Source organism: Pseudomonas protegens (assembly GCF_013407925.2).
GTDB lineage: Bacteria > Pseudomonadota > Gammaproteobacteria > Pseudomonadales > Pseudomonadaceae > Aquipseudomonas > Aquipseudomonas fluorescens_AP.
Genome location: NZ_CP060201.1, coordinates 5,802,589 through 5,824,659, shown reverse-complemented (window position 1 = coordinate 5,824,659; position 22,071 = coordinate 5,802,589). Strand labels below are relative to the sequence as shown.

Sequence of the window (22,071 nt, the reverse complement as noted above, 5' to 3'; positions counted from 1 at the left end):
TGGTTCGCGCCACTCACCGGATAGCCCCTCGACCATGACCCCGACCCACCCAGCCCCGCCCCTCTCACCGCCCTGCTCGATCCTGCTGCTGGCGGGGGGGCGCGGCGCGCGCATGGGCGGGCGTGACAAGGGGCTGGTAGCGTGGCAGGGCCGCCCCTTGATTGCCCATGTGCAGGCAGTGGTTCGGCCCTTCAGCGACGACCTGATCATTTCCTGCAACCGCAACGCCGAGCAGTACCGGCCTTATGCCGATCGCTTAGTGGCCGATCAGCAGGCGGACTTTCCCGGTCCCATGGCCGGCGTCCTGGCCGGCCTCGCGGCGGCCCGGCATCCCTGGCTGCTGGTGCTGGCCTGCGATGCACCGCGGATCGACGCGGCGCTGATCCAGGCCCTGCTGGATGCCCGCGACAACGACGCAAGGCCGGTGATGGTGCAGCAGGCCGGGCAATGGCAGCCGATGTTCAGCCTGATGCCCACGGCGCTGCTGGGTGATCTGCGCCAGGCCTGGGACCACGGCGAGCGCAGCCTGCTGCGGGCCCTCGCCACCCACGGCCTGAAGCCTTTGCCCTGCGCCGCCGACGATCCGCGGCTGAGCAACTTCAACACCCCTGAACTACTGTCTGAAACAGGCCCCAAGCCCTTGGCCTGAACAGCGCGGCGCTGGCCAGGGAGGCAGCCCGGCCAGGCTGCAAGCCTTTCCATGGGCGCAACACCTGCGTTATTACTGACGCCGTTTTTTCCCACTACAGGTGCCATCTTGGACATCAAGCAACTCAAGTTTCTGATCGCCCTGGAGCAGACCCGGCACTTCGGCCAGGCCGCCGCGCGCTGCCACATCACCCAGCCGACCCTGTCCATGCGCCTGCGCAACCTGGAGGACGAACTGGACCTGATCCTGGTGACCCGCGGCCAGCGTTTCGAAGGTTTCACCGAGGCCGGCGAGCGGGTCCTGGCCTGGGCCAAGACCCTGCTGGCGGCCCATGACGGGCTGTTCGCCGAGGCCGCCGCCTGCCGTGGGCAACTGGTGGGCAACCTGCGCCTGGGCCTGGTGCCGCTGAGCGGCTTCAACCCCATCAGCTATGTGCAGAAGCTCTCGGCGAGCTTTCCCGAGCTCAAGTTCAGCCTGTCGTCCGCCAGCTCCGACCGGATCATCGAGGACATCGGCAACAACCAGCTGGACCTCGGGGTCTGCTACCTGGACCACGTCAACCCCCACTACCTGGACTTCTTCGAGATCGGCGAGACCCGGGTCGGCCTGCTCTACGACACCCGGCACTTTCATTTCAAAGGCACTGAGATGAGCTGGGAAGACGCCGCCGAGCTGCCCCTGGGCATGCTCAGCACCGGCATGCACTATCGCAAGTCCATCGACCTGAGCTTTCGCAGCCGTGGCCTGAACCCGACGCCGATCCTGGAAAGCGATTCCACCTACCAGCTGTTCCAGGCCATTCACGAAGGCTTCTGCTGCTCGATCATGCCCCTGGACAGCGGCCTGGATTCGCCGATCGACAACCTGGCCTTTATCCAGTTGCCGGATGCCAGCGTGCTGGCGCCCCTGGGGCTGGTGATGCGCAAGACCGAGCCACGCTCGGCGATTGCCGAAAAGTGCTTTGCCGAGGCCAGGAAACTCTTTGCCATCAAGGGCGAATGAACGCCCCCGGAGCCAGCGTGCCCCGGAGTGAATCGACTGTATTGAGGTGTCGTCATGGTTTGCCGTATCGAACAATCGGAGCAACAGCCCGAGGCCAATGCACCGGCCCCCGCGCCGCAGCGCGTGACCTATCGCGAATACAGCCCCGAGGGCGGGGTGGCCGAGGCGCCGCTGGCCGCCGAGATCGCCCTGGCGATCACCTACAACGGCCTGAGCCAGGCGGTGATGATGGTGTCCCCCGGCAACCTGGAGGATTTCATTCGCGGCTTCAGCATCACCAACGACATCGTCAGCGACCTCAGCGAAATCTACGACATCCGCCTGAGCCACTTTCCCCAGGCCTGCCAGGCCGACGTGCAGATTTCCAGCCGGGCCTTCTGGGCCCTCAAGGACCATCGCCGGCAGATGGCCGGGACCAGCGGCTGCGGGTTATGCGGCGTGGAAGCCCTGGAGCAGGCGCTGCCGCAACTGCAGATCCTCGACCCTTCGCCGCTGCCCCCCGCCGAACACCTGCAAGGCCTGCGCGAGCGTATCGAACAGGCCCAGCACATGGCCCGCAGCAGCGGCGCCCTGCACGCCGCGCTGTACTTCGACGAACTGGGCGAGGTGCGCCTGTGCCAGGAAGACATCGGCCGCCACAACGCCCTGGACAAGCTGATCGGCGCCCTGCTGAACGCCGGGATCGACGGCCACCAGGGCTTCACCGTGGTCACCAGCCGCTGCAGCCTGGAGTTGATCCACAAGGCCGTGCGCGCCCGCCTCGGCACCCTGGTCAGCCTCTCGGCACCCACCGCACTGACCGTGCAATGGGCCAACAAGCACCACCTGAACCTGATCCACGTGCCGCACCGCAACGCGCCACGGATCTATAGCCCGGTGTCAGCCGGCTGACCGAGCGTTTGGTGGCGCGCGAGCCTGCTGCGGTTACTGCAAAACGCTGCGCCGGCGCTTGAGGGTCCAACCCTGCTGCATGCCGGCGGCGGCCAGCAGGATCGCGCCGACGCCCAGCCACTGCAGCAGTCCCAGGCGATGCCCGAAGGCCAGCCAGTCGACGAAGATCGCCGCGATCGGATAGATGAAGGACAAGGCCCCGGTCAGCGCCGTCGGCAGCTTCTGGATCGCCCCGTACAACAGCACATACATCACCCCGGTATGCACGATGCCCAGGGTCAGCAGGCTGGCCCAGGCCGTGGCCTGCTGGGGTGGTTCGGCGAGGTTGGCCCAGGGCGCCAGCAGCAACACCCCGGTGCAGACCTGGATCAGCGCGATCAAATGCGGCGGCGTGCCGCTCAGGCGCTTGATCAGCAACGCGGCGAAGGCGTACAGCAACGCCGCGCCCAGGGCTAAAGCGATGCCCAGCAGGTAGTCATTGCCGGTTTCGCCCTCGCCGCCATGGGCGCTGACGATGGCCAGCATCCCGGCGAAGGACAGGCACAGCCAGAACAGTTTCTGCGGGGTGATCTTCTCCCCCAGAAACAGCGCGCCCAGGGCCACCAGAATGAACGGCTGGACGTTGTACACCGCGGTGCCGATCGCGATCGAGGCCCGGGAATAAGAGCCGAACAGCAGCACCCAGTTGCCGACAATCGCCACGCCACTGAGCACGGCCAGAAACAGGCTGCGCCGGGTCAGAATATTCCTGCGTAAAAAACCGAAAGCGCCGCAAATCAGCAGCAAGGCGCCGGCACCGAACAGGCACCGCCAGAACACCACGTCCAGCACCGGTTGCCCGGACACTAGAACGAACCAGCCAATGGTTCCGGAAATCAGCATCGCGGCGGTCATTTCCAGTGATCCGCGACGGGTCAGTGCATCCATCATCAATCTCCTCTCACAGTGGCCAGATTATGCCCAGCGGCCTGCGGCCATCGCCAGTTGAAAACATGGGCTAGTCTGTATTCAGGCCTTTTTTATCAAGGCATAAACGCCCATTCACCTAACGAGGTTGCCATGCTCGATGCCATTGACCAGGCCCTGATCAGTACCCTGATGCAGGACTCCCGCCGCTCCCTCAAGGCCCTGGCGCAGATCAGCGGGCTGTCCGCCCCCAGCGTGGCCGAACGCCTGAAGAAACTCGAAGAACGCGGGGTGATCACCGCCTATACCCTGGAAATCGACCCAAAGTCCCTGGGCTATCAATTGCAGGCCATTGTCCGGATTCGTCCGTTGCCGGGCCGCTTGCAGGAGGTCGAACGGCAGATCCTGGCGATTGCCGAGTTCACCGAATGCGACAAGGTCACCGGGGACGACTGCTTTATCGCGCGCCTGCAGGTGCGCTCCATGGAGCAGCTGGACCGCTTGCTCGACCGCCTCAACCATGACGCCGAAACCAACACCGCGATCATCAAGAAATCGCCGATCAAGCGGCGTTTGCCACCCATGAATTGACCCCGTGAAAGAGGCTTTTTCAGCGCGAAAAAGCCCCGAAAACAGGCCTGGAACCGTGCTGTGGAAAGGCCGTCCTAGAGGCGTTTCTGACAGAAAACCAGCTGACTTCTCGGCCAATTTTCAGAAAGTTTCCCATCAGACATAAGACGATTCTTAAAATCCCTTGGACGTCTTTTTGGCGTCAATTTCAGTGATACCCTGCGAATCCTCTGACGAACCCACTAGCAAAATGCCTGCTCCTTTGCGGAAGCTGCGCATTGTCGTGGGCTCATGCCTGTCGAAAAGCCGAGTACAAGAACCCATGCCGATCCGCGTGCAGATAGCCGATGACCATCCCTTGACCCTGATTGGGATTCATACCCTGCTGGAAAACCGCGCCGAACTGGAGATCGTTGCCCAGGCCCACAGCGTGGAAAACCTATTGGAGAACCTGCAGCGCCAGCCCTGCGACTTGCTGCTGACCGACCTGATGATGCCCGGTGGCGATCAGGTGGACGGGATTCGTCTGATCAGACGATTGCGTTCACGCTACCCGGAACTGGCCATCGTGGTGATCACCATGCTCGACAACCCGGCGCTGATCAGCAGCCTGCTCAAGCTCGGAATCCAGGGCCTGGTGAGCAAGCGCGGCCTGCTCAACGACCTGCCCAAGGCGATTGCCGCCCACCCGCGTGCGCCCTTCGTCTCGCCGTCGATCCAGCACCTGCTGGACACCAGCACCGCCCTGCATGGCAAGCCGCTGCTGCAACCCGAGCAGTTGTCGGCCAGAGAGATCGAGGTGCTGCGTCTGTACGGCACCGGCATGAGCATCGGCGCCATCGCCCAGCACCTGTGCCGCAGCAAGCAGACCATCAGCACGCAAAAGAGCAGCGCCATGCGCAAGCTAGGCCTGGACACCTCGGCCAGTCTGTTTCTGTACATCCAGGAACACGGCCTGAGCTGAGCTGTCCTGAAAAATTCCGGAGCTTCCCCCCTATGCCCCTGATTTCCCGTCCCCCCCAGTTCTGGAGGCTGATCCGTGTCTGCCTGCTGTTCAGCTTCATGGTGCTGGTCAGCCTGTTTTTCAGCCTCCCCGCTCACTGCGCCGAGCCGCAGGAGCCGGGCAATCCGTCGTTGGCCCGACTGCTGGACATGCGCAGCGCGCTGCCCCACAAGGTGCTGCGGGTGGCGACCATCGTGCCCCCTGAGCGGCCCCTGGAAAGCGCCGGCAACCAGGTGCTCAAAGTCATCTCCGACGAGTACCTCAAGCTCATCGGCAAGCAGCTGGGCCTGCGCTTCGAGTACGTCGAACTGGCCTCGCCCCAGGAGGCGATCCGGGCCCTGCTCGAACACCGCATCGACCTGCTGCCCCGGGCCGCCGCGCTGGAAGCGCAGAGCCCCGGCCTGTCCCTCAGCCGCCCGTACCTGAACAACCAGCCGATCATTGTCGGGCGCATCAACGACAAGAGCCTGCCACCGGACCTGGAAGACAAGCGGGTGCTGGTGCTGGACAACTACCTGGACCTCAAGACCGTCCGCAAGACCTATCCCCGGGCCGACGTCAGCGGCGTGCACACCACCGCCCTGGCCCTGGAGCAACTGGCCGGCAAACAGGCCGACGCCTTTATCAGCGACCGTTTCCGCACCACCCTGTACATGCAGGCCCGCCCGGATCTGCGGCTGCACAGCAAATTCTATCCGCAGTTGCCCGACGCCGGCTTCGCCTTTGCCGTGCGGCGCGAGGATGCCACCCTGCGGGCACTGATCGACTACGTGCTCAACGCCATTCCCGAGGAGCACAAGCGCCAGATCCAGAACCAGTCGAGCCAGGAGCCCTTTCCCTTCGCCCCGACCGAGTCGTTTTCCCTGACCCCCGGCGAACTCAACTGGCTCACCGCGCACCGGCAGATCAATCTGCTGGCCGAGGAAGCGCCGCCCTACATCTACCGCAATGCCGAAGGCCAATGGGCCGGGCTGAGCATCGATATCCTGCGCACCCTGGCCAACTCGTTCCGCCTGCAACTGAACATCCTGCCCAGTCGCTCCAGGGCCGATGACCTGGAACAGCTGGCCACCGGCAGCGCCGACCTGACCACCCGCGACCTGGGCCTGCCCGACAATGCCCGGGGCATTGGCCTGAGCCAGAGCTACGGCACTCGCAACTGGGCCTTTGTGGTGCGCCATGGCGACAGTTCTCCCAGTTCCCTGGACGCCATGCTGGGTCGACACCTGGCGCTGCCGCGCAACCACCCGCTGCTCGAACACCTGAAACAGCGCTACCCGGATATTCATCTGGTGCTCACCGAGGATCATCGCCAGGCCCTGAACCTGGTGCTGCAACGCCAGGTCGACGCCACCCTGGACACTCCGGTGGGCACCGAGGCGCTGTCCGGCTCCGGGCTGCAGTTCGGCCTGGCCTTCGACGCCCTGCCCACGCCCCACCGCTTTGCCGCGGCCCCGGGTTCCAGAGAGCTGCTGAGCGTGCTCGACAAGCTGCTCGACTCCATGGCCAGGAACCCGCAAAGCGATATCCAGCTGATCGCCGAACAGCAGTCCAGCACCGCGCTCTGGAGCTGGGTCGTCGAGCAGGCCTGGCATGTGGGCGTGGTGATCCTGATCATCTTTGTGCTGTCGCTGATCTGGAACTGGCGCCTGAAGATCCAGGTCCGGGAAACCATCTGTGTGCAGACCCGCCTGCAGGACAAGCTGGCCTTCCAGTTCTCCCTACTCAACGGCCTGCCGACGCCGCTGTATGTGTGTGACCTGGACGGCCGGTTGAGCACCTGCAACCGCGCCTATGAAGAGTTCTTCGCCACCTCCCAGGAACAGGTCGAGGGCCGCCTGCCCACCGAGCAGCCGAACATGCCGCGCGAGTTCGCCGAGGTGCTGCAAGAGGAGCATCAACTGCTGCTGGCCAATCACCGGCCACGCTTTCTCGACACCAGCCTGTGGATCAAGGAGCAGCAGTACTGCCTCTATCAGTGGCTGGTGCCGTTCTACAACGCCCGCGGGGTCCTGCAGGGGCTGCTGGGGGGCTGGCTGGACATTTCCGAACGCAAGAACCTGGAACTCAAGCTGCGCGAGGCCAAGCAGATCGCGCAGAAGGCCAGCGCCGCCAAGAGCGAGTTCCTCGCCTCCATGAGCCATGAGTTGCGCACCCCGCTCAATGCCCTGGTGGGCCTGCTGGAGCTGGAAACCAGCGCCAGCCAGACGCCCTCGCACAACCTGCGGGTGGCCCAGCAATCGGCGACCTCGATGATCGACCTGATCGGCAACATCCTGGACCTGGACAAAATAGAGAGTGGCCTGATGCAACTGGCGCCCCACCCCACCGCCCTGGAACCCCTGCTCGCCAACGGCCTGGGACTGTTTGCCGTCCAGGCCCGGGAGAAACGCCTGCAGTTGAATTTCGACTATCAGGCCAGCCGCAACCGGCTGTACTGGGTCGACTCGCTGCGCCTGCAGCAGATCCTGCACAACCTGTTGAGCAACGCCTTGAAGTTCACCGATCGCGGCCACATCCAGGTCACCCTGCGCGAAACCCATGTACGGGACGACAGCAGCCTGCTGACCCTAAGCGTACGCGATACCGGCATCGGCATTCCCCTGGCCAACCAGGCGGGGATCTTCGAGCCCTATCGCCAGGCCACCGCGCGCACCGCCCACCTGTACGGCGGCTCGGGCCTGGGCCTGAGCATTTGCCATCAGCTGGTGCAACTGATGGGCGGCCGCATCTGGCTGGAAAGCGAGCCCGGCCAAGGCTGCTGCATCCACGTCGAACTGCCGGTGAGCTGGCAGACAGCGAACGTGGAAGTGGCGGAACAACCGGAGGTGCCACCGATCACCGGCAAAGCCTTGCGGGTACTGGTGGTGGACGATGTCTCCACCAACGGCCTGGTGCTGACCCTGCAACTGGAGCGCATCGGCCACGTTGCCGAACACGTCAGCAGTGGCGAAGAAGCCCTGCAGCTACTGCGCCACCGCCACTACGACGTGTTGATCAGCGACTGCAACATGCCGGGCATGGACGGCTACAGCCTGGCCCGGGCGGTGCGTGAAGCCGAACAACAGAGCGGGGCCAAGCCGCGCCTGATCGTCGGCTACACCGCCAGCGCCCTGAGCAACGAAGCGACCCAGTGCTCCAACGCCGGGATGAACGACCTGATGATCAAGCCGGTGACCCTGGCCCGGCTGCAGGAAGTGCTGGGCAGTCACACCGGGGCTGGCGAAGAGCGGGGGCGCGCCTTCGACATCGACCACCTCAAGGACCTGGGGGAAAACAGTCCGACCCTGCATCGGCGCATCCTCAACGAACTGACCAAGAACCTGCAGCAGGAAATCGCCGAACTGCGCACCTGCGTCCTGGCCAATACCCCGCACCTGATCAACGACCTGACCCATCGCCTGAGCGGCGTGGCCTGCCTGATCAACGCGCAGGACATGGCCAGAACCTGCGAGGCCCTGAGAAAGGTCGACACCGGCCATGCGGCGTCGGTGCGCAGTTGCCAGCAGGCGCTGCTCAATGCCATGGAACAGGTGTACGCCGAGGCCCGACAGCAGCTGGCCAGCTTGCGCGAAGCATCCGACACCGACAGCGGCCCCCAGCCCCAGACGCCCCAGGCCCAGAATTCACCTCCCTGAAGCGCACGCCGGTGCCGGGCTGCTCGCCCCGGCCCTGGCGCCACTCTCGTACTTGTCTCATTCAACCGCCGCCCTCTGCTGCCTAACCTTGCGCCGGCTTTCGAGCACAGACAGTCAATGGCGCCAGACTCCCGGTGAGTCGCTACGCCAGCTCTCGATTGCTTGTTGAATCCAATAACGTCCAATCAGGGAACAATCGATGATCACGCGGCATACCTTGCATTCCTTCCTCAAACTTCCGCTGGCGATGGCCATCGGCCTGGCGGCGCTCAGCGCGCAACAGGCGGCGGCGCACGGCTATATCGAAAACCCCAAGTCCCGCTCGTACATGTGCAGCGCCAAAGGCGGCAACCTGAACGCCAACTGCGGCTCGGTGGCCTACGAGCCGCAGAGCGTCGAATACCTGGCCAACGGCAGCCGCGACGGCTACCCGTCCACCGCCCAGGCCTGCCACGGCGAGTTCACCAAGTGCGGCCCTGCGGACGGCACCATTGCCGCCGGCGGCCTGCGCAACTTCGCCGGCCTCAACGAGCAGACCGCCAACCGCTGGACCAAGGTCAATATCAAGCCCGGGCTGAATACCTTCGACTGGCGCTACACCGCGGTGCACGCCACCCGCAACTGGCAGTTCTACATCACCAAGAAAGACTGGAACCCCAACCAGCCGCTGACCCGCGACTCGTTCGAGCCGGTGCCGCTGCTGACCGACAACTGGAACAACACCCTGCCGACCAAGACCGGCGGCATCACCAGCCACAAGGTCAACATTCCGGCCGACCGCAGCGGCTACCACATCGTCCTTGGCACCTGGATGGTGGGCGACAACACCAACACCTTCTATCAGGTGGTGGACGTGAACATCGAGAACAGCGCGGTAGTGCCTTCGAACTGGAAGAACATCGGCGCCGTCCAACCCAAGACCCTGAGCATCGGCGACAAGGTCATGACCCGGGTGTTCAATGACCAGGGCGAACTGTCGGCCAAGCAGGTCACCCTGAACATCGACAGCGCCGAACTGGCCAAGGACAGCATCTGGCCCAAAGCCCTGGCCGAGAAGGTCAACCGGGCCAAGCTCGGCTATCAGATCGGTGAGCTCAACGACAAGGACCAGGTGGTGCCGCAGTTCGGCAAGAACAGCATCTTTGTCGACAAGCACAGCGACATCAACAGCGTGCTGATCGCCGAGGAACAAGCCGCCAAGCCGGGTGAACTGAAGATCACCGGCATGCAGTCCGAGTACAGCCTCAAGGACGGCAAGGTCGACCTGCACTTCAACGCCATCGCCCTGAACGGCGACTTCACCATCACCGCCAGCGTGGTCAATGCCAAGGGTGAAACCGTTGCTCACCAGCAGGCCGACAGTGGCAACAATGCGCCGCACTTCAGCCTCGCGCTCAAAGGCGTGACGGCGGGCCAGTACGATCTGGTGGTGGTGGCCAAGTCGAAGAAAGGCGAGCTGCTGCAACAGACCATCCGCTTCAACCTCAAGGCCGAGCCAGAAGTTGAGGAAACCCCGGGCGGCGGTGGCAACGAGGGCGGCACCACTCCCGAGACGCCGGCCAAGTACGACCACGTGTTCCCTGAAGGCTTGAAGGCCTACAAGGCCGGCACCCTGGTGCTGCAGCCCAAGGACGGCAAGACCTATCAGTGCAAGCCGTTCCCTTACAGCGGCTACTGCACGCAATGGAAGGCCGGCGCGACCCAGTACGAACCGGGCACCGGCTCTCACTGGCAGATGGCCTGGATCCTCAAGTAATCCAGCAACTCCCCAGTTGCTCCTTGGGGCGTGACGCGCAAGCGTCACGCTCATTTTTTTTCCCGAGCGGCCCGCTTGCGCAAGCCTGAAGTGACTCGCCCAAAGGGTCGTACAGATCCTCGAAAAATCCGGCAAACGCTTGTTCTAGAGCCTTTTGACTCTCGTACTCGTCCCATGTGAACACCCCGGAGCAGCACGTAGCCTGTGCTCGCTGGCAAGGCTGCCGGAGCAGCGGACATCACGGGTGTCCCACTGCCCCATCACCGGCCCCTCGCAGCGCTTCAACACTCTTTTTTAATTGCTCAAGGCATACACCATGATCAACTCCAACCGGACTCGCTCCTTCCTCAAACTGCCGATCGTCATCGCCATGGCGACGGCGGGACTGGCCGCCCAGCAAGCCTCGGCCCACGGTTATATCGAGAGCCCCAAGTCCCGCGCCTTCATGTGCCATTCCGATGGCGGCGCATTGAACAAGAACTGCGGCGACGCGGCCTACGAACCGCAAAGCACCGAATACATCGGCCGCCCCAACGAGTCGGGCTTCTCCCACTTCCCGAGCAATGCTCAAGCCTGTACCGGTGACTTCCTGCAATGCGGCCCGGCCAACGGCACCATCCCGGCCGGTGGCCTGTTGCGTTTCTCCGGCCTCAACGAGCAGACCGCCAGCCGCTGGACCAAGGTCAAGATCAAGCCGGGCCCGCAGAACTTCACCTGGCACTACACCGCCGGCCATGCCACCCGTTACTGGCAGTTCTACATCACCAAGAAAGACTGGAACCCGAACCAGCCACTGACCCGCGACTCCTTCGAAAAAACCCCGCTGCTCGACCAGCCATGGCCTTCGCTCAACACCCCGGCACCGGCCCAGGGCAAGACCCATCACACCGTGACCATTCCGTCCGACCGTAGCGGCTACCACGTCCTGCTGGCGACCTGGAAGGTCCACGACACCGACGCCACCTTCTATCAGGTGGTCGACATGGACATCGACAACGACACCGGCATCCCCTCGAACTGGGTCACCGTCGGCTCGGTGCAGCCTGAAGCGCTGACCATCGGCGACAAGGTCAAGACCCGCGTGTTCAACGCCAAGGGCGAGCTGAATGCCAAGCAAGTGGTACTGGACATCAACTCCGCCGAGCTGGCCAAGGCCGACGTCTGGCCGCACGAGCTGGCGAAAAAGGTCAACGCCGCCAAGCTGGGCTACCAGATAGGCATGCTCAACGACAAAGATGAAGTGGTGCCCAGCTACGGCCAGAACAACATCCTGGTCAACAAGGGCAGCGAGATCGTCAACGTGATGATCGCCAAGGAACAGGCAGCCAAGCCGGGCGAGCTGTCCATCACCGGCATGCAGTCCGAGTACACCCTGAAGGACGGCAAGGTCGAGCTGCATTTCAACGCCATTGCCAAGAACGGCGAATACACCGTGAAAGCCACCGTGTTCAACGCCAAGGGCGAAAGCGTGGCCTTCCAGCAAGCGCCGGCCGGCAACACCCCGCACTTCTCCCTGCCGCTGAACAATGTCAGCGCCGGCGACTACGACCTGGTGGTCGTGGCCACCTCGAAGAAAGGCGAAGTGCTGCAACAATCCGCCCGCTTCACCCTCAAGGCCGAAGCCGGCGGTGGTGAAGGTGGCAACGAAGGCGGCAACGGCGGTAACGAAGGCGCCCAGTACGACTACGTGTTCCCCAATGGCCTGAAATCCTACAAGGCCGGCACCGTGGTCCTGCAACCCAAGGACGGCAAGACCTATGAGTGCAAGCCAGGCCCAGTCGCCGGCTGGTGCACCCAGTGGACCAGCAGCGCCAACGCCTACGAGCCGGGCGTAGGTTTCGCCTGGCAGTCGGCCTGGAACGTCAAGTAACTCAATCGCGTCAACCACCCGAGCGTGGCGCCACGGCGCCACGCTCCTTGTTAGCGGTCAAGCCCCCCATGAGCTCAACCCCCTATTCAAGAACCCATGTGCTGCCGCACGGGCGAGGTGAAAACCTGCCGAGGCGGCTGTGCTTATGAACGCCCTTCTTCCCTCGCTTCGCGCTGGCCTGCTGGTCGGCGCCTTGTCGTTTCTGGCGGCCTGGCTGACTTGGCTGGCCTACAGCAGCTGGCAGTTCCGGCAAGGCCTGAACCCGGCGAGCCTAGAGGCGCCCTCCGTTGCGCCGCCAACACCCCCGGCCCAGCCCGACCCGCAAGCCATCGCCCGGCTGTTCGGCGTGCAGTTGCCGGAGCACTCCAGCGACCTGCCCCGGGTGCCGCTGAGCCTGGTGGCCAGCCTGGTGGCCGGGCAACCGGAACACTCCCGGGCCCTGATCGAATCGCCCGAAGGTCGCCGCTTCTATGGCATCGGCGAGCCCCTGCCGGGCGGTGGCAGCCTGCGCCAGATCGGCACCGACCAAGTGCGGATGCAACGCTTTGGCGAGGAACTGATCCTGAGCCTGCCCCAGCACGAAACGCCATTGCTGACCCCGCAGGACCAGGACGCCGCCGCGGCCCAACCTCATCCACAGCCAGGCAGCGGGAGCCTGCTGCAACCGTCTCTGCAACCCCCTGGAGCATCATGAATCGAGCATTTATCGCCGGGTCCCTGCTGACCCTGGGCACCCTGATCAACCCCGTGTACGCCACGGAAAAAACCGCCGCGGCCCAGCAATGGACCCTGAACATGAAGGACGCCGAGCTGCGCGACCTGGTCAACGAAGTGGGCCAGATCACCGGCAAGACGATGATTCTGGACCCGCGCCTGAACGGCAAGGTCACGGTGCAGTCCAGCACCGCCATGGATCAGCAGGGCATCTACTCGCTGTTTCTCACCGCCCTGCGCAGCCAGGGCTTTGTCGCCATGGACCAGGGCGACCGGGTGCTGATCCTGCCGGTGGCCGAAGCCAAGACCAAGGCCCACGCCGAGCCCAGCGGCGCCAGCGAAGAGTTCGTGACCCAGGTCATCGAGCTGAACAACGCCAACGCCAGCGAAGTGGCCAGCGCGGTGCGCCCGCTGGTGGCCGCGGACGCCTACATGGCGCCCTCCACCACCTCCAACGCCCTGGTGATTTCCGACAGCGCCAACAACGTCGAGCGGGTGCGCCTGGTGATCAACGAGCTGGATAACGCCGGTGGCCGGCAGTTCAGCATCGTGCAGCTCAAGCACGCCTGGGCCACCGAAGTGGCCAAGACCCTGACCGACAGCCTGGCCGACAGCAACAGTGCGATGACCAGCGCCAAGGCCATTGGCGACTCGCGCAGCAACCGCCTGATCCTGGTCGGCCCGGCGCCGATCCGCCAGCAGATGCAGCGTCTGGCGCAAAGCCTGGATGTGCCGACCAATGTCGGCGATACCGCGCGGGTACGCCGGCTCAACCACAGCGATGCGAAGAAGCTCGAAGAACTGCTCAGCGGCATTGGCAAGCGCATGGAATCCAGCAACCGTGGCAGCGACAGCCAGAAGCCCGACAGCCCGGTGCTGGTCAGCGCCGACACCAGCCAGAACGCCCTGGTGCTGATGGCCTCGCCGGCCCAGCTGGCGACCTTCGAAAACATCATCAACGAGCTGGACCGGCCCCGGGCCCAGGTGCTGGTAGAGGCGGCGATCGTCGAAGTCAGCGGCGACATCAACCAGGCCCTGGGCGTGCAATGGGCCGGCAACCGCGGCAAGCTGTCCGCCGCCAGCAACTTCAACAGCGCCGGCCTGTCCATTGGCACCCTACTCAACAACTTGCAGGACGATAAGCGCCCGAACCTGCCCGATGGCGCGATCATCGGCATCGGCGGCAGCAACTTCGGCGCGCTGATCACCGCGCTGTCCAGCGACTCCAACAACAACCTGCTGTCCACCCCGAGCCTGCTGACCCTGGACAACGAAGCGGCGGAAATCCTCGTCGGCCAGAACGTGCCGTTCCAGACCGGCTCCTACACCACCGACACCGCCGGTGCCAGCAACCCCTTCACCACGGTGGAGCGCAAGGATGTGGGGATCACCCTCAAGGTCACGCCGCATATCAATGAGGGCAACTTCCTGCGCCTGAACGTCGAGCAGGAAAGCTCCGAACTGGCCGCCGCGCCGCCGGGCATCAACACCAGCGACGTGATCACCAACAAGCGCTCGGTCAAGAGCACCATCCTGGCCAACGACGGGCAGATCATCGTCCTCGGCGGGTTGATCAAGGACAACGTCAAGGTCCAGGTCAGCAAAGTGCCGCTGCTGGGGGACATTCCCTGGGTCGGCCGCCTGTTCAGCAGCAGCAAGGAAGTCAACGAGAAGACCAACCTGATGGTGTTCCTGCGTCCGACCCTGCTGCGCAGCGCCGCCAGCACCGAGCAGATGAGCCAGCACAAGTACAACAACATGCGCTCCCTGCGCAGCCCGGATGGCAAGAGCGGCGGCCAGTTGCCTGCCGACGCCAACCGCCTGTTCGACGCCAACCGCCAGGGCGATGCGGGCCTGATCGATGTGCGCGCCCCCGGCGCCCAGCGGCAACCATGATCGCCACCGCCGAAGACGCGCGTCTGGCCTTTGCCTACGCGCGCCGCCACGGTGTGGTGCTGGACCATCAGCCGGACGGCGCGGTGCTCTATTGCCGCGCCAGTACGCCGTTGTCGGTGGTGGCCGAGGTCCGGCGCTGCAACGGCTCGTTGCTGCGCAGCGAGGTGCTGGACGACGAAGCCTTCGCCCAGCGCCTGGCCGCTCACTACCGCGACGGCCAGAACGGCGCCAAGCAGGTGGCCGACGGCCTGGGCGAGCAGTTCGACGAAGAGTTCGATCTCAACAGCCTGGCCGAGCAACTGCCCAAGACCACCGACCTGCTGGAGCAGGAAGATGACGCGCCGATCATCCGCCTGATCAACGCGATCCTCAGTGAGGCGGTCAAGAGCAAGGCCTCCGACGTGCACCTGGAAGCCTTCGAGGAACACCTGTCGGTGCGCCTGCGGGTCGACGGTCTGCTGCGTGAAGTGCTGCGCCCGCGCCGCGAGCTGGCGACCCTGCTGGTGTCGCGAATCAAGGTCATGGCCAAGCTGGACATCGCCGAGAAGCGCATTCCCCAGGACGGCCGGATCGCCTTGCGCATCGCCGGCCACGAGGTGGATGTGCGGGTTTCTACCCTGCCCTCCAGTCATGGCGAACGGGTGGTGATGCGCCTCCTGGACAAGCAGGCCGGGCGCCTCGACCTGAGCCACCTGGGGATCAACGACAACGTGCGCCAGCGCCTGGAAATCGCCCTGCACAAACCCCACGGCATTCTCCTGGTCACCGGCCCCACCGGTTCCGGCAAGACCACCACGCTGTATGCCGGGCTGGCCAGCCTCAACAGCCTGGAGCGCAACATCCTGACCATCGAGGACCCGGTGGAGTATCACCTCACCGGGATCGGCCAGACCCAGGTCAACGCCAAGGTCGACATGACTTTCGCCCGGGGCTTGCGGGCCATCCTGCGCCAGGACCCGGACGTGGTGATGGTGGGCGAAATCCGTGACCGCGAAACCGCGGAAATTGCCGTGCAGGCGTCCCTCACCGGGCACCTGGTGCTCTCGACCCTGCACACCAACAGCGCCATCGGCGCGGTGACCCGTTTGGTGGACATGGGTATCGAGCCCTTCCTGCTCTGCACTTCGCTGCTGGGGGTGTTGTCCCAGCGCCTGGTGCGCCTGCTGTGCCCGGAGTGCAAGGAGCCCCACAGCGCCGATGCCGCCGCCTGCGAACGCCTGGGCCTGAGCGCCGACGCCGCGCCGCGGCTGTACCGGCCCAAGGGCTGCAGCGCCTGCCAGCACTCGGGGTATCGCGGGCGCCGGGGCATCTATGAACTGGTGCTGTTCGACGACACCCTGCGCCAGCTGATCCACACCGGCGCCGGCGAGTACGAACTGCTGGAGCATGCGCGCAAGCACAGCGCCAGCCTGTTCGATGACGGTCAGGCCATGGTGTTGCAAGGGCAGACCAGCCTTGAAGAACTGCTACGCGTGACCCAGAGGGACTGATCATGGCCGCCTATGAATACCTGGCCATGTGCGCCGCCGGCAAAAAATCCACCGGGGTGGTGGAAGCCGACAGCCCGCGTCATGCCCGGCAACTGTTGCGCGAGCGCCAGCTGGTGGTCCTCAAGCTCAGCGCCGCGCAGAACAAACGTGTACGCGGCACAGGCCTGTTGCAGGTGTCCGGCGGCGGCTTGAGCAGCGCCGAACTGGCCCTGCTCACCCGCCAGCTGTCGACCCTGGTCCAGGCCGCCCTGCCCCTGGAAGAAGTGCTGGCCGCGGTCGCCGCGCAGTGCGAGAAACAGCGGATCAAGAGCATGCTCCTGGCCATCCGCTCCCGGGTCCTGGAGGGCTACAGCCTGGCGGTGGCCCTGGCCGCCTACCCCAAAGCCTTCCCCGATCTGTACCGGGCCACGGTGGCCGCCGGCGAACGTTCCGGACACCTGGGCCAGGTGCTGCTGAACCTGGCGGACTACACCGAAGCCCGGCAAGCGGCCCGCCAGCAGATCCAGCTGGCCATGCTCTACCCAAGCATCCTGATGCTGGCGGCCGTCAGCATCGTCGGCTTCCTGCTGGGCTTCGTGGTGCCGGATGTGGTCAAGGTGTTCATCGACAGTGGCCAGGAACTGCCGCTGCTGACCCGGGGCCTGATCGCCAGCAGCGCCTTCCTGCAGGACTATGGCCTGCTCCTGCTGTTGCTGGTGGCAGCCCTGGTCCTGACCGCCCGCGCCGCCATCCGCAACCCCGCCACCCGCGAGCGCTGGCATGCCCTGGTGCTGCAACTGCCGCTGCTGGGCCGGCTGATCCGGGCCAGCAACTGCACGCGTTTTGTCAGCACCCTGGCGATTCTCGGGCGCAGTGGCGTGCCGCTGCTGGACGCCCTGTCCATCGCCAGCGAGGTGGTGGCCAATCAGAAGATTCGTACTGGTCTGAAAGACATCGTCCGGGGGGTACGCGAAGGTATCAGCCTGACCCGGGCCCTGGAACTCAACGGCAGTTTCCCACCGATGATGCTCTACATGATCGCCAGCGGTGAACGCTCCGGCGAGCTGGACAGCATGCTCGAACGCGCCGCCAAGCAGCAGGAAGAACAACTGGCCAACCGCATCGCCTTGCTGGTGGGCCTGTTCGAGCCGGCCATGCTGGTGTTCATGGGCGCCTCGGTGCTGATCATCGTGCTGGCGATCCTGATGCCGATCCTCAGCCTGAACCAATTGATTACCTGAATGCGGAACCCCCTACGTGCAGACTCAGAACAAACAACGCGGCTTTACCCTGATTGAAATCATGGTGGTGGTGGTCATCCTCGGGGTCCTCGCGGCCCTGGTGGTGCCGCAGATCATGAGCCGTCCCGATCAGGCCAAGGCCGCCGCCGCCCAGAGCGATATCAAGGCCATCGCCATGGCCCTGGACATCTACAAGCTCGACAACCACCAGTACCCCAGCAGCCAGCAAGGGCTCGAAGCCCTGGTCAGCAAGCCCAGCGGCAACCCGCCGGCACGCAACTGGAACCCCGACGGTTACCTCAAGCGCCTGCCCATCGATCCCTGGGGCAATGCCTATCAATACCGCGTGCCGGGCGCCCGCGGCACGGGCTATGACCTGTTCTCCTTTGGCGCCGACGGCAAGCTCGGTGGTGAAGGCCTGAACGCCGAGATCGGCAACTGGGACCGCTGATCGGTGCAACGCTCCCACTCCAAGGGCTTCACCCTGGTCGAAGTGCTGGTGGTGGTACTGATCATCGCCCTGTCCGCGGGCATGATCGGCCTGATCAACCCCGACTCCGCCAGCCGGCAGGCGCGCCGCGAGGGCGATCGCCTGCTGGCGCTGCTGCAACTGCTGCGCCAGCAGGCGGTGTTGAGCAACAGCGACTACGGCCTGCGCATCGAACCCGACGCCTACTCCGTGCTGCGCCTGGATGAACAGGGGCAATGGCTGGCCGACCACGACTGGCGGGCCCAGCGCCTGCCCGACAACCTGCGCCTGCGCCTTGAGGTGCCCGAAGCCGGCCCGACCCTGGGCCAGGCCGGCCGTCGCAGCACCACGCCGCAGCTGCTGGTGCTGTCCAGTGACGAAACCAGCGCCTTCACCCTGTGGATCGAGCACCGCAACACTCCGTTGCTGAGCCTGTCCAGCGACGGCCTACAGGAGCCCCGACTTGAAACCGCGAACTGAACGGGGCTTCACCCTGCTGGAAGTGATGGTGGCGCTGGCGATTTTCGCCACGCTGTCGATTGCGCTGTTCAGTGCGATCCAGCATGTGGCCATCAACAGCGGCAACCTGGCCGAACGCACCCAGGCCACTTGGATCGCCGACAACTACCTCAATGAACTGCGCTGCGGCATGCAGCCGCGCACCAGCGGCCGCCAGCAACGGCAGGTGGAGTTTGGCGGGCGTAACTGGTGGCTGTTCAGCGAGATCGAAGCGGCCCCGGACTCGCGGCTGCTCAAGGTCAACCTGCGAGTCTCGGCCGAGCAGGACCCGCAACGGGCCCGGCAGTACAGCCGCGCGCAGCTGCTGGGCTACATCGAGGCCACCCCATGAACCAGCGCGGCTTCACCTTGCTGGAAGTGGTGGTGGCCATCGCCATCTTCAGCCTCCTGGGCCTGGCAACCTATCAGTTGCTGGACCGGGTGATGCGCAGCGACCAGCGCATCCAGACCCAGGAACTGCAATTGCGTCACCTGCAACGGGCCCTGAGTCTGCTGGAACGCGACCTGGTGCAGGTGCGGCGTCACGCCCTCAAGGACGACCACAGCCATAGCCAGGCGCTGATCAGCCAGCACCAGGGGCTGCGCCTGCTGCGCGGCGGCTGGCGCAACCCCCTGGACTATCCGCGCAGCGATCTGTTGCAGGTCAGCCACCGCTTCAGCGATGGCCAGTGGCTGCGCGAAACCCAGGGCCTGGAACAAGGTAGCGTCAGCCAGGTACAGCCCTTGCTCAGTGGCGTCGAGCTGATGCATTTGCGCTTCATCGACGCCCTGGGCCAGCCCCATGACAGCTGGCCCATCGGCAGCGAGGCCTTGAGCCTGCCGGCGGCCGTGGACATCGAGCTGAGCGCGCCCGGCTTCCCGCATATCCGCCGGCTGATTCTGCTGCCCGGCGGCGCCGAAGTGGACGAGGACGCACCCGGTGAGTAGGCCCCGCGCCCAACGCGGCGTCGCCTTGCTCAGCGTGTTGCTGATCACCGCACTGGTGACCCTGATCGTCAGCAATATGCTCGCCCGCCAGCGGCTCAGCCTGGCCAGCAGCAGCCATCTGGTGCAGCACCAGCAGCTCTGGCAACTGGCCCTGAGCGGCGAGAGCTGGGCCCGCGGCCAGTTGCTGGAAGACGCCCGCAGCGAAGGCGGCCTGCTGGTGACCCATCTGGGCCAGCACTGGGCCAGGCCGGCACCGGCGTTCCCGATCGAAGGTGGCAGGATTGCGATCCAGATCGTCGATCTGGGCGCCCGGCTCAACCTCAACAGCACACTGGTGCAGGACGATGTCATCCCCCGCGCCCGCTACCAGCGGCTGCTGGCCCTGGCCGAGATCAAGCCCCACGACCCAGCGGCGCTGCTGCGCCCCCGGGATCGCCTGGGCCGCCCTTTGCCCCTGAGCGATATCAGTGAGCTGCGGCCCCTGCCAGAGGTGGGCGCCGACACCCTGCAACGCCTGGCGCCGCTGGTGGCGACCTACGAGCAGGGACACATCAACCTCAACACCGCCAGCGCCCTGGTACTGGCCAGCATCGAAGGCATCGATCTGCCGACCGCCCGGACCCTGGCCCAGACACGCCCGGCCAAGGGCTACCCGACGGTCGCCGCGTTTCTCGCCAATCCCATGCTGCAGGGCCGGGACATTACCGCGCGCGGGCTGAGCGTCAACAGCCGCCAGTTCCGCGCCACCATCGACGTTGAACTGCATGGCCGACGCTTGCGCCTGGTCAGCGACCTGCGGGTCATGAGTGCCGACCAGGTCCGCGTGCAACAGCGCACCTTGCTGCCCGCGCCGCTCAACGACCATTCGCTTACCGAGTAACCATTGATGAGCCATTGGCTTTACCTTTCACCCCATACCCCGGGCGACCGCCCCTGGCATTGCCACTGGTGGTCAACCGACAGCGCCCCCCGGGAAGGCGATCTGGAGCAGGCCGCCGAACACCTGCGCGGACAGGCCTTCGCCCTGCTGCTGCCCATGGAAATGGCCAGCTTTCACCAGGTCAGCGTCCCGGCGCGCAGCGGTCGCTGGCTGCGCCAGGCCCTGCACAGTGCCCTGGAAGAACAACTGATCGAGGACGTCGAGCATCTGCACCTGGCCCACGGCCCGTTGCGCGAGCGACGTCACTGCGCAGTGCTGGTCATCAACCGCGAGCGCCTGCAGCGTTGCCTCAAGCGTCTGGCCGAACATGGGCTGCAACCGTCACGCATGCACATCGACGCCGACTGCCTGCCCCAGGACCGGCCAAGGACCCTGGCCTGGGACGGCCGCTGGCTGCTGGGCGGCAGCGCCGCGATGCGCCTGAGTCTCGACCCGCGGGAGCTTGGCGAACTCGGCCAGCTGTTGCCGGACGGGCTGCTGTGGCAAGGCGCCGAGGCCCCAGGCATCGACGACCTGGAGCCGGAGAACTGGCAAGCCGAGGAGCAGCCCTGGCAAGTGCTCAGCCAGGGCAGCGTGCAGGCGATTGACCTGTGCCAGGGCCCGTTCCAGCGCCGCACCCGCAAAGCGACGCCCTGGCGCCTGGCGCTGCTGGTGCTGGCGATCGCCGGCGGCGCGCAACTGCTGCAGAACGTCGGGCACCGGCTGTATCTGGAGCAGCGCAGTGACCAGTTGCACGCGGCCAGCCAGAGTCTGTGGCAAGAGCGCTTTGCCGATGAACCGGTGACCAGCGACCTGGCGCATCAGGTGCGGCTCAAGCAACGCCAACAGGTGCAGGAAACACCCGGCGTGGCCCTGCGCCTGTCGCAACTGGCGGAGCAATGGGCCGCCAGCGGCGGTGCCCTGTCACAGATCCAGCGCCTGGATTACCAGGCCGAGGAAGGCTGGAGCCTGCAGGTCAGCGCCCCGGCCTTTGCCGATCTGCAACTGCTGCGCGAGGGCCTGATCAACCAGGGCCTGAATGTCAGCACCGATTCATCCGTGCGTGACGCACAAGGCGTCTCCGCGCGTTTTCAAATCAAGGAGTAAGACGTGAATCCATCCAGCGCCACGACTCCGGCCAAGACCGCCCTGGTGACCCCACTCCGGCAACGCTGGCAGCGTCTGGCAACACGCGAACAACGGGCGTTACAAGCCCTGACCGTCTTTGCTGGCCTGACCGGCCTCTACCTGCTCTGGCAACCGCAACAACAGGCTCTGGCCCAGGCCGAGCAACGCTATACCGAGGAAACGCAATTGCTTCACGATCTACAACAACTGCCCGCCAGCACCTCTTCCCTTCGCGGCCCGGCCATTTCCGGCGATGCCCTGCCCGGCATGCTGGCACGCTCCAGCAGCCAGGCCGGACTCAACCTCGAACGCATGGATCAGGAGGATGAAGGGCGGGTCAACCTCAGCCTGGAAGGTCCGCTCAACGGCCTGATCACCTGGATCGACCAGCTGGAGCAGCAGCACGTCTCGGTCCTGTCCTTCTCCATCGAAGTCAACAAGGACGCCATGGCCAACGCACGCTTGCAGCTGCACAGCCCTTGAAACCTTGTCGCTGCTGAAACC

General features: G+C 65.0%; 20 protein-coding genes. 19 read left to right on the top strand and 1 reads right to left on the bottom strand.

Annotated features, from left to right (window positions below):
* Nucleotides 1-34: 34 nt before the first annotated feature.
* From mobA to fdhD, 3 genes are all read left to right on the top strand, one after another.
* A complete protein-coding gene (gene mobA, locus GGI48_RS26990) occupies nucleotides 35-649 on the top strand; it encodes a molybdenum cofactor guanylyltransferase MobA (RefSeq protein WP_179600895.1) in 615 nt (204 codons plus the stop codon).
* 108 nt (nucleotides 650-757) lie between these two features.
* Nucleotides 758-1,651, top strand: coding sequence for a LysR family transcriptional regulator (locus tag GGI48_RS26985; protein WP_179600893.1), 894 nt, complete (start codon nucleotides 758-760; stop codon nucleotides 1,649-1,651).
* A gap of 54 nt (nucleotides 1,652-1,705) precedes the next feature.
* Nucleotides 1,706-2,542 carry a formate dehydrogenase accessory sulfurtransferase FdhD gene (gene fdhD, locus GGI48_RS26980; protein WP_179600891.1) on the top strand — a complete coding sequence of 279 codons (837 nt, stop codon included), beginning with the start codon at nucleotides 1,706-1,708 and terminating at the stop codon, nucleotides 2,540-2,542.
* 33 nt (nucleotides 2,543-2,575) lie between these two features.
* Here the strand turns inward: fdhD and GGI48_RS26975 are convergent, their stop codons facing one another.
* Nucleotides 2,576-3,469 (bottom strand): DMT family transporter, encoded by an 894-nt coding sequence (locus tag GGI48_RS26975; RefSeq protein ID WP_179600889.1) that lies wholly within the window; start codon nucleotides 3,467-3,469, stop codon nucleotides 2,576-2,578.
* A 132-nt stretch (nucleotides 3,470-3,601) separates the two neighbouring features.
* Here GGI48_RS26975 and GGI48_RS26970 point away from each other — a divergent pair, with 132 nt between their 5' ends.
* The 16 genes from GGI48_RS26970 to GGI48_RS26895 all read left to right on the top strand — a co-directional run bounded on the left by GGI48_RS26970 (nucleotide 3,602) and on the right by GGI48_RS26895 (nucleotide 22,050).
* Nucleotides 3,602-4,039 carry an Lrp/AsnC family transcriptional regulator gene (locus GGI48_RS26970; protein ID WP_179600887.1) on the top strand — a complete coding sequence of 146 codons (438 nt, stop codon included), beginning with the start codon at nucleotides 3,602-3,604 and terminating at the stop codon, nucleotides 4,037-4,039.
* A 301-nt stretch (nucleotides 4,040-4,340) separates the two neighbouring features.
* Nucleotides 4,341-4,982 carry a response regulator transcription factor gene (locus GGI48_RS26965; protein WP_016963353.1) on the top strand — a complete coding sequence of 214 codons (642 nt, stop codon included), beginning with the start codon at nucleotides 4,341-4,343 and terminating at the stop codon, nucleotides 4,980-4,982.
* A gap of 32 nt (nucleotides 4,983-5,014) precedes the next feature.
* Nucleotides 5,015-8,659 (top strand): ATP-binding protein, encoded by a 3,645-nt coding sequence (locus tag GGI48_RS26960; RefSeq protein ID WP_179600885.1) that lies wholly within the window; start codon nucleotides 5,015-5,017, stop codon nucleotides 8,657-8,659.
* Nucleotides 8,660-8,858: 199 nt separating this feature from the next.
* The gene (gene gbpA / locus GGI48_RS26955; RefSeq protein WP_179600883.1) at nucleotides 8,859-10,415 is read left to right on the top strand and encodes an N-acetylglucosamine-binding protein GbpA; all 1,557 of its coding nucleotides are present in this window, start codon (nucleotides 8,859-8,861) and stop codon (nucleotides 10,413-10,415) included.
* A 316-nt stretch (nucleotides 10,416-10,731) separates the two neighbouring features.
* Entirely contained in the window at nucleotides 10,732-12,285 is a 1,554-nt protein-coding gene (gene gbpA / locus GGI48_RS26950; protein ID WP_179600881.1) for an N-acetylglucosamine-binding protein GbpA, read from the top strand.
* A 145-nt stretch (nucleotides 12,286-12,430) separates the two neighbouring features.
* The gene (locus GGI48_RS26945; RefSeq protein WP_179600879.1) at nucleotides 12,431-12,979 is read left to right on the top strand and encodes a type II secretion system protein N; all 549 of its coding nucleotides are present in this window, start codon (nucleotides 12,431-12,433) and stop codon (nucleotides 12,977-12,979) included.
* Nucleotides 12,976-14,895: a type II secretion system secretin GspD gene (gene gspD, locus GGI48_RS26940; RefSeq protein WP_047305076.1), complete on the top strand. Its 1,920-nt coding sequence runs from the start codon at nucleotides 12,976-12,978 to the stop codon at nucleotides 14,893-14,895. Before GGI48_RS26945 ends, gspD begins: the two co-directional genes overlap by 4 nt.
* Nucleotides 14,892-16,385: a type II secretion system ATPase GspE gene (gene gspE, locus GGI48_RS26935; RefSeq protein WP_179600877.1), complete on the top strand. Its 1,494-nt coding sequence runs from the start codon at nucleotides 14,892-14,894 to the stop codon at nucleotides 16,383-16,385. Before gspD ends, gspE begins: the two co-directional genes overlap by 4 nt.
* A gap of 2 nt (nucleotides 16,386-16,387) precedes the next feature.
* The gene (gspF, locus tag GGI48_RS26930) at nucleotides 16,388-17,605 is read left to right on the top strand and encodes a type II secretion system inner membrane protein GspF (RefSeq protein ID WP_179600875.1); all 1,218 of its coding nucleotides are present in this window, start codon (nucleotides 16,388-16,390) and stop codon (nucleotides 17,603-17,605) included.
* 61 nt (nucleotides 17,606-17,666) lie between these two features.
* Nucleotides 17,667-18,056 carry a type II secretion system major pseudopilin GspG gene (gspG, locus tag GGI48_RS26925; RefSeq protein ID WP_181957261.1) on the top strand — a complete coding sequence of 130 codons (390 nt, stop codon included), beginning with the start codon at nucleotides 17,667-17,669 and terminating at the stop codon, nucleotides 18,054-18,056.
* A gap of 3 nt (nucleotides 18,057-18,059) precedes the next feature.
* Nucleotides 18,060-18,554 carry a type II secretion system minor pseudopilin GspH gene (gene gspH / locus GGI48_RS26920; RefSeq protein ID WP_158552874.1) on the top strand — a complete coding sequence of 165 codons (495 nt, stop codon included), beginning with the start codon at nucleotides 18,060-18,062 and terminating at the stop codon, nucleotides 18,552-18,554.
* On the top strand, nucleotides 18,538-18,924 hold the full coding sequence (gene gspI / locus GGI48_RS26915; protein ID WP_313771301.1) for a type II secretion system minor pseudopilin GspI: 387 nt from the start codon (nucleotides 18,538-18,540) through the stop codon (nucleotides 18,922-18,924). Before gspH ends, gspI begins: the two co-directional genes overlap by 17 nt.
* Nucleotides 18,921-19,520, top strand: coding sequence for a type II secretion system minor pseudopilin GspJ (gspJ, locus tag GGI48_RS26910; protein WP_016963343.1), 600 nt, complete (start codon nucleotides 18,921-18,923; stop codon nucleotides 19,518-19,520). Before gspI ends, gspJ begins: the two co-directional genes overlap by 4 nt.
* Nucleotides 19,513-20,400: a type II secretion system minor pseudopilin GspK gene (gene gspK, locus GGI48_RS26905; protein WP_179600873.1), complete on the top strand. Its 888-nt coding sequence runs from the start codon at nucleotides 19,513-19,515 to the stop codon at nucleotides 20,398-20,400. The genes gspJ and gspK overlap by 8 nt, the downstream gene beginning before the upstream one ends.
* A 6-nt stretch (nucleotides 20,401-20,406) precedes the next feature.
* A complete protein-coding gene (gspL, locus tag GGI48_RS26900) occupies nucleotides 20,407-21,546 on the top strand; it encodes a type II secretion system protein GspL (protein ID WP_179600871.1) in 1,140 nt (379 codons plus the stop codon).
* 3 nt (nucleotides 21,547-21,549) lie between these two features.
* The gene (locus tag GGI48_RS26895; RefSeq protein WP_260620542.1) at nucleotides 21,550-22,050 is read left to right on the top strand and encodes a type II secretion system protein M; all 501 of its coding nucleotides are present in this window, start codon (nucleotides 21,550-21,552) and stop codon (nucleotides 22,048-22,050) included.
* Nucleotides 22,051-22,071 lie beyond the last annotated feature (21 nt).

Excerpts from the sequence above, each read along its gene's own strand:
- mobA (WP_179600895.1), top strand. The coding sequence starts at position 35 with ATGACCCCGACCCACCCAGCCCCGCCCCTCTCACCGCCCTGCTCGATC.
- fdhD (WP_179600891.1), top strand. The coding sequence starts at position 1,706 with ATGGTTTGCCGTATCGAACAATCGGAGCAACAGCCCGAGGCCAATGCA.
- GGI48_RS26975 (WP_179600889.1), bottom strand. The coding sequence starts at position 3,469 with ATGGATGCACTGACCCGTCGCGGATCACTGGAAATGACCGCCGCGATG.
- GGI48_RS26970 (WP_179600887.1), top strand. The coding sequence starts at position 3,602 with ATGCTCGATGCCATTGACCAGGCCCTGATCAGTACCCTGATGCAGGAC.
- GGI48_RS26965 (WP_016963353.1), top strand. The coding sequence starts at position 4,341 with ATGCCGATCCGCGTGCAGATAGCCGATGACCATCCCTTGACCCTGATT.
- GGI48_RS26960 (WP_179600885.1), top strand. The coding sequence starts at position 5,015 with ATGCCCCTGATTTCCCGTCCCCCCCAGTTCTGGAGGCTGATCCGTGTC.
- gbpA (WP_179600883.1), top strand. The coding sequence starts at position 8,859 with ATGATCACGCGGCATACCTTGCATTCCTTCCTCAAACTTCCGCTGGCG.
- gbpA (WP_179600881.1), top strand. The coding sequence starts at position 10,732 with ATGATCAACTCCAACCGGACTCGCTCCTTCCTCAAACTGCCGATCGTC.
- GGI48_RS26945 (WP_179600879.1), top strand. The coding sequence starts at position 12,431 with ATGAACGCCCTTCTTCCCTCGCTTCGCGCTGGCCTGCTGGTCGGCGCC.
- gspD (WP_047305076.1), top strand. The coding sequence starts at position 12,976 with ATGAATCGAGCATTTATCGCCGGGTCCCTGCTGACCCTGGGCACCCTG.
- gspE (WP_179600877.1), top strand. The coding sequence starts at position 14,892 with ATGATCGCCACCGCCGAAGACGCGCGTCTGGCCTTTGCCTACGCGCGC.
- gspF (WP_179600875.1), top strand. The coding sequence starts at position 16,388 with ATGGCCGCCTATGAATACCTGGCCATGTGCGCCGCCGGCAAAAAATCC.
- gspG (WP_181957261.1), top strand. The coding sequence starts at position 17,667 with ATGGTGGTGGTGGTCATCCTCGGGGTCCTCGCGGCCCTGGTGGTGCCG.
- gspJ (WP_016963343.1), top strand. The coding sequence starts at position 18,921 with ATGAACCAGCGCGGCTTCACCTTGCTGGAAGTGGTGGTGGCCATCGCC.
- gspL (WP_179600871.1), top strand. The coding sequence starts at position 20,407 with ATGAGCCATTGGCTTTACCTTTCACCCCATACCCCGGGCGACCGCCCC.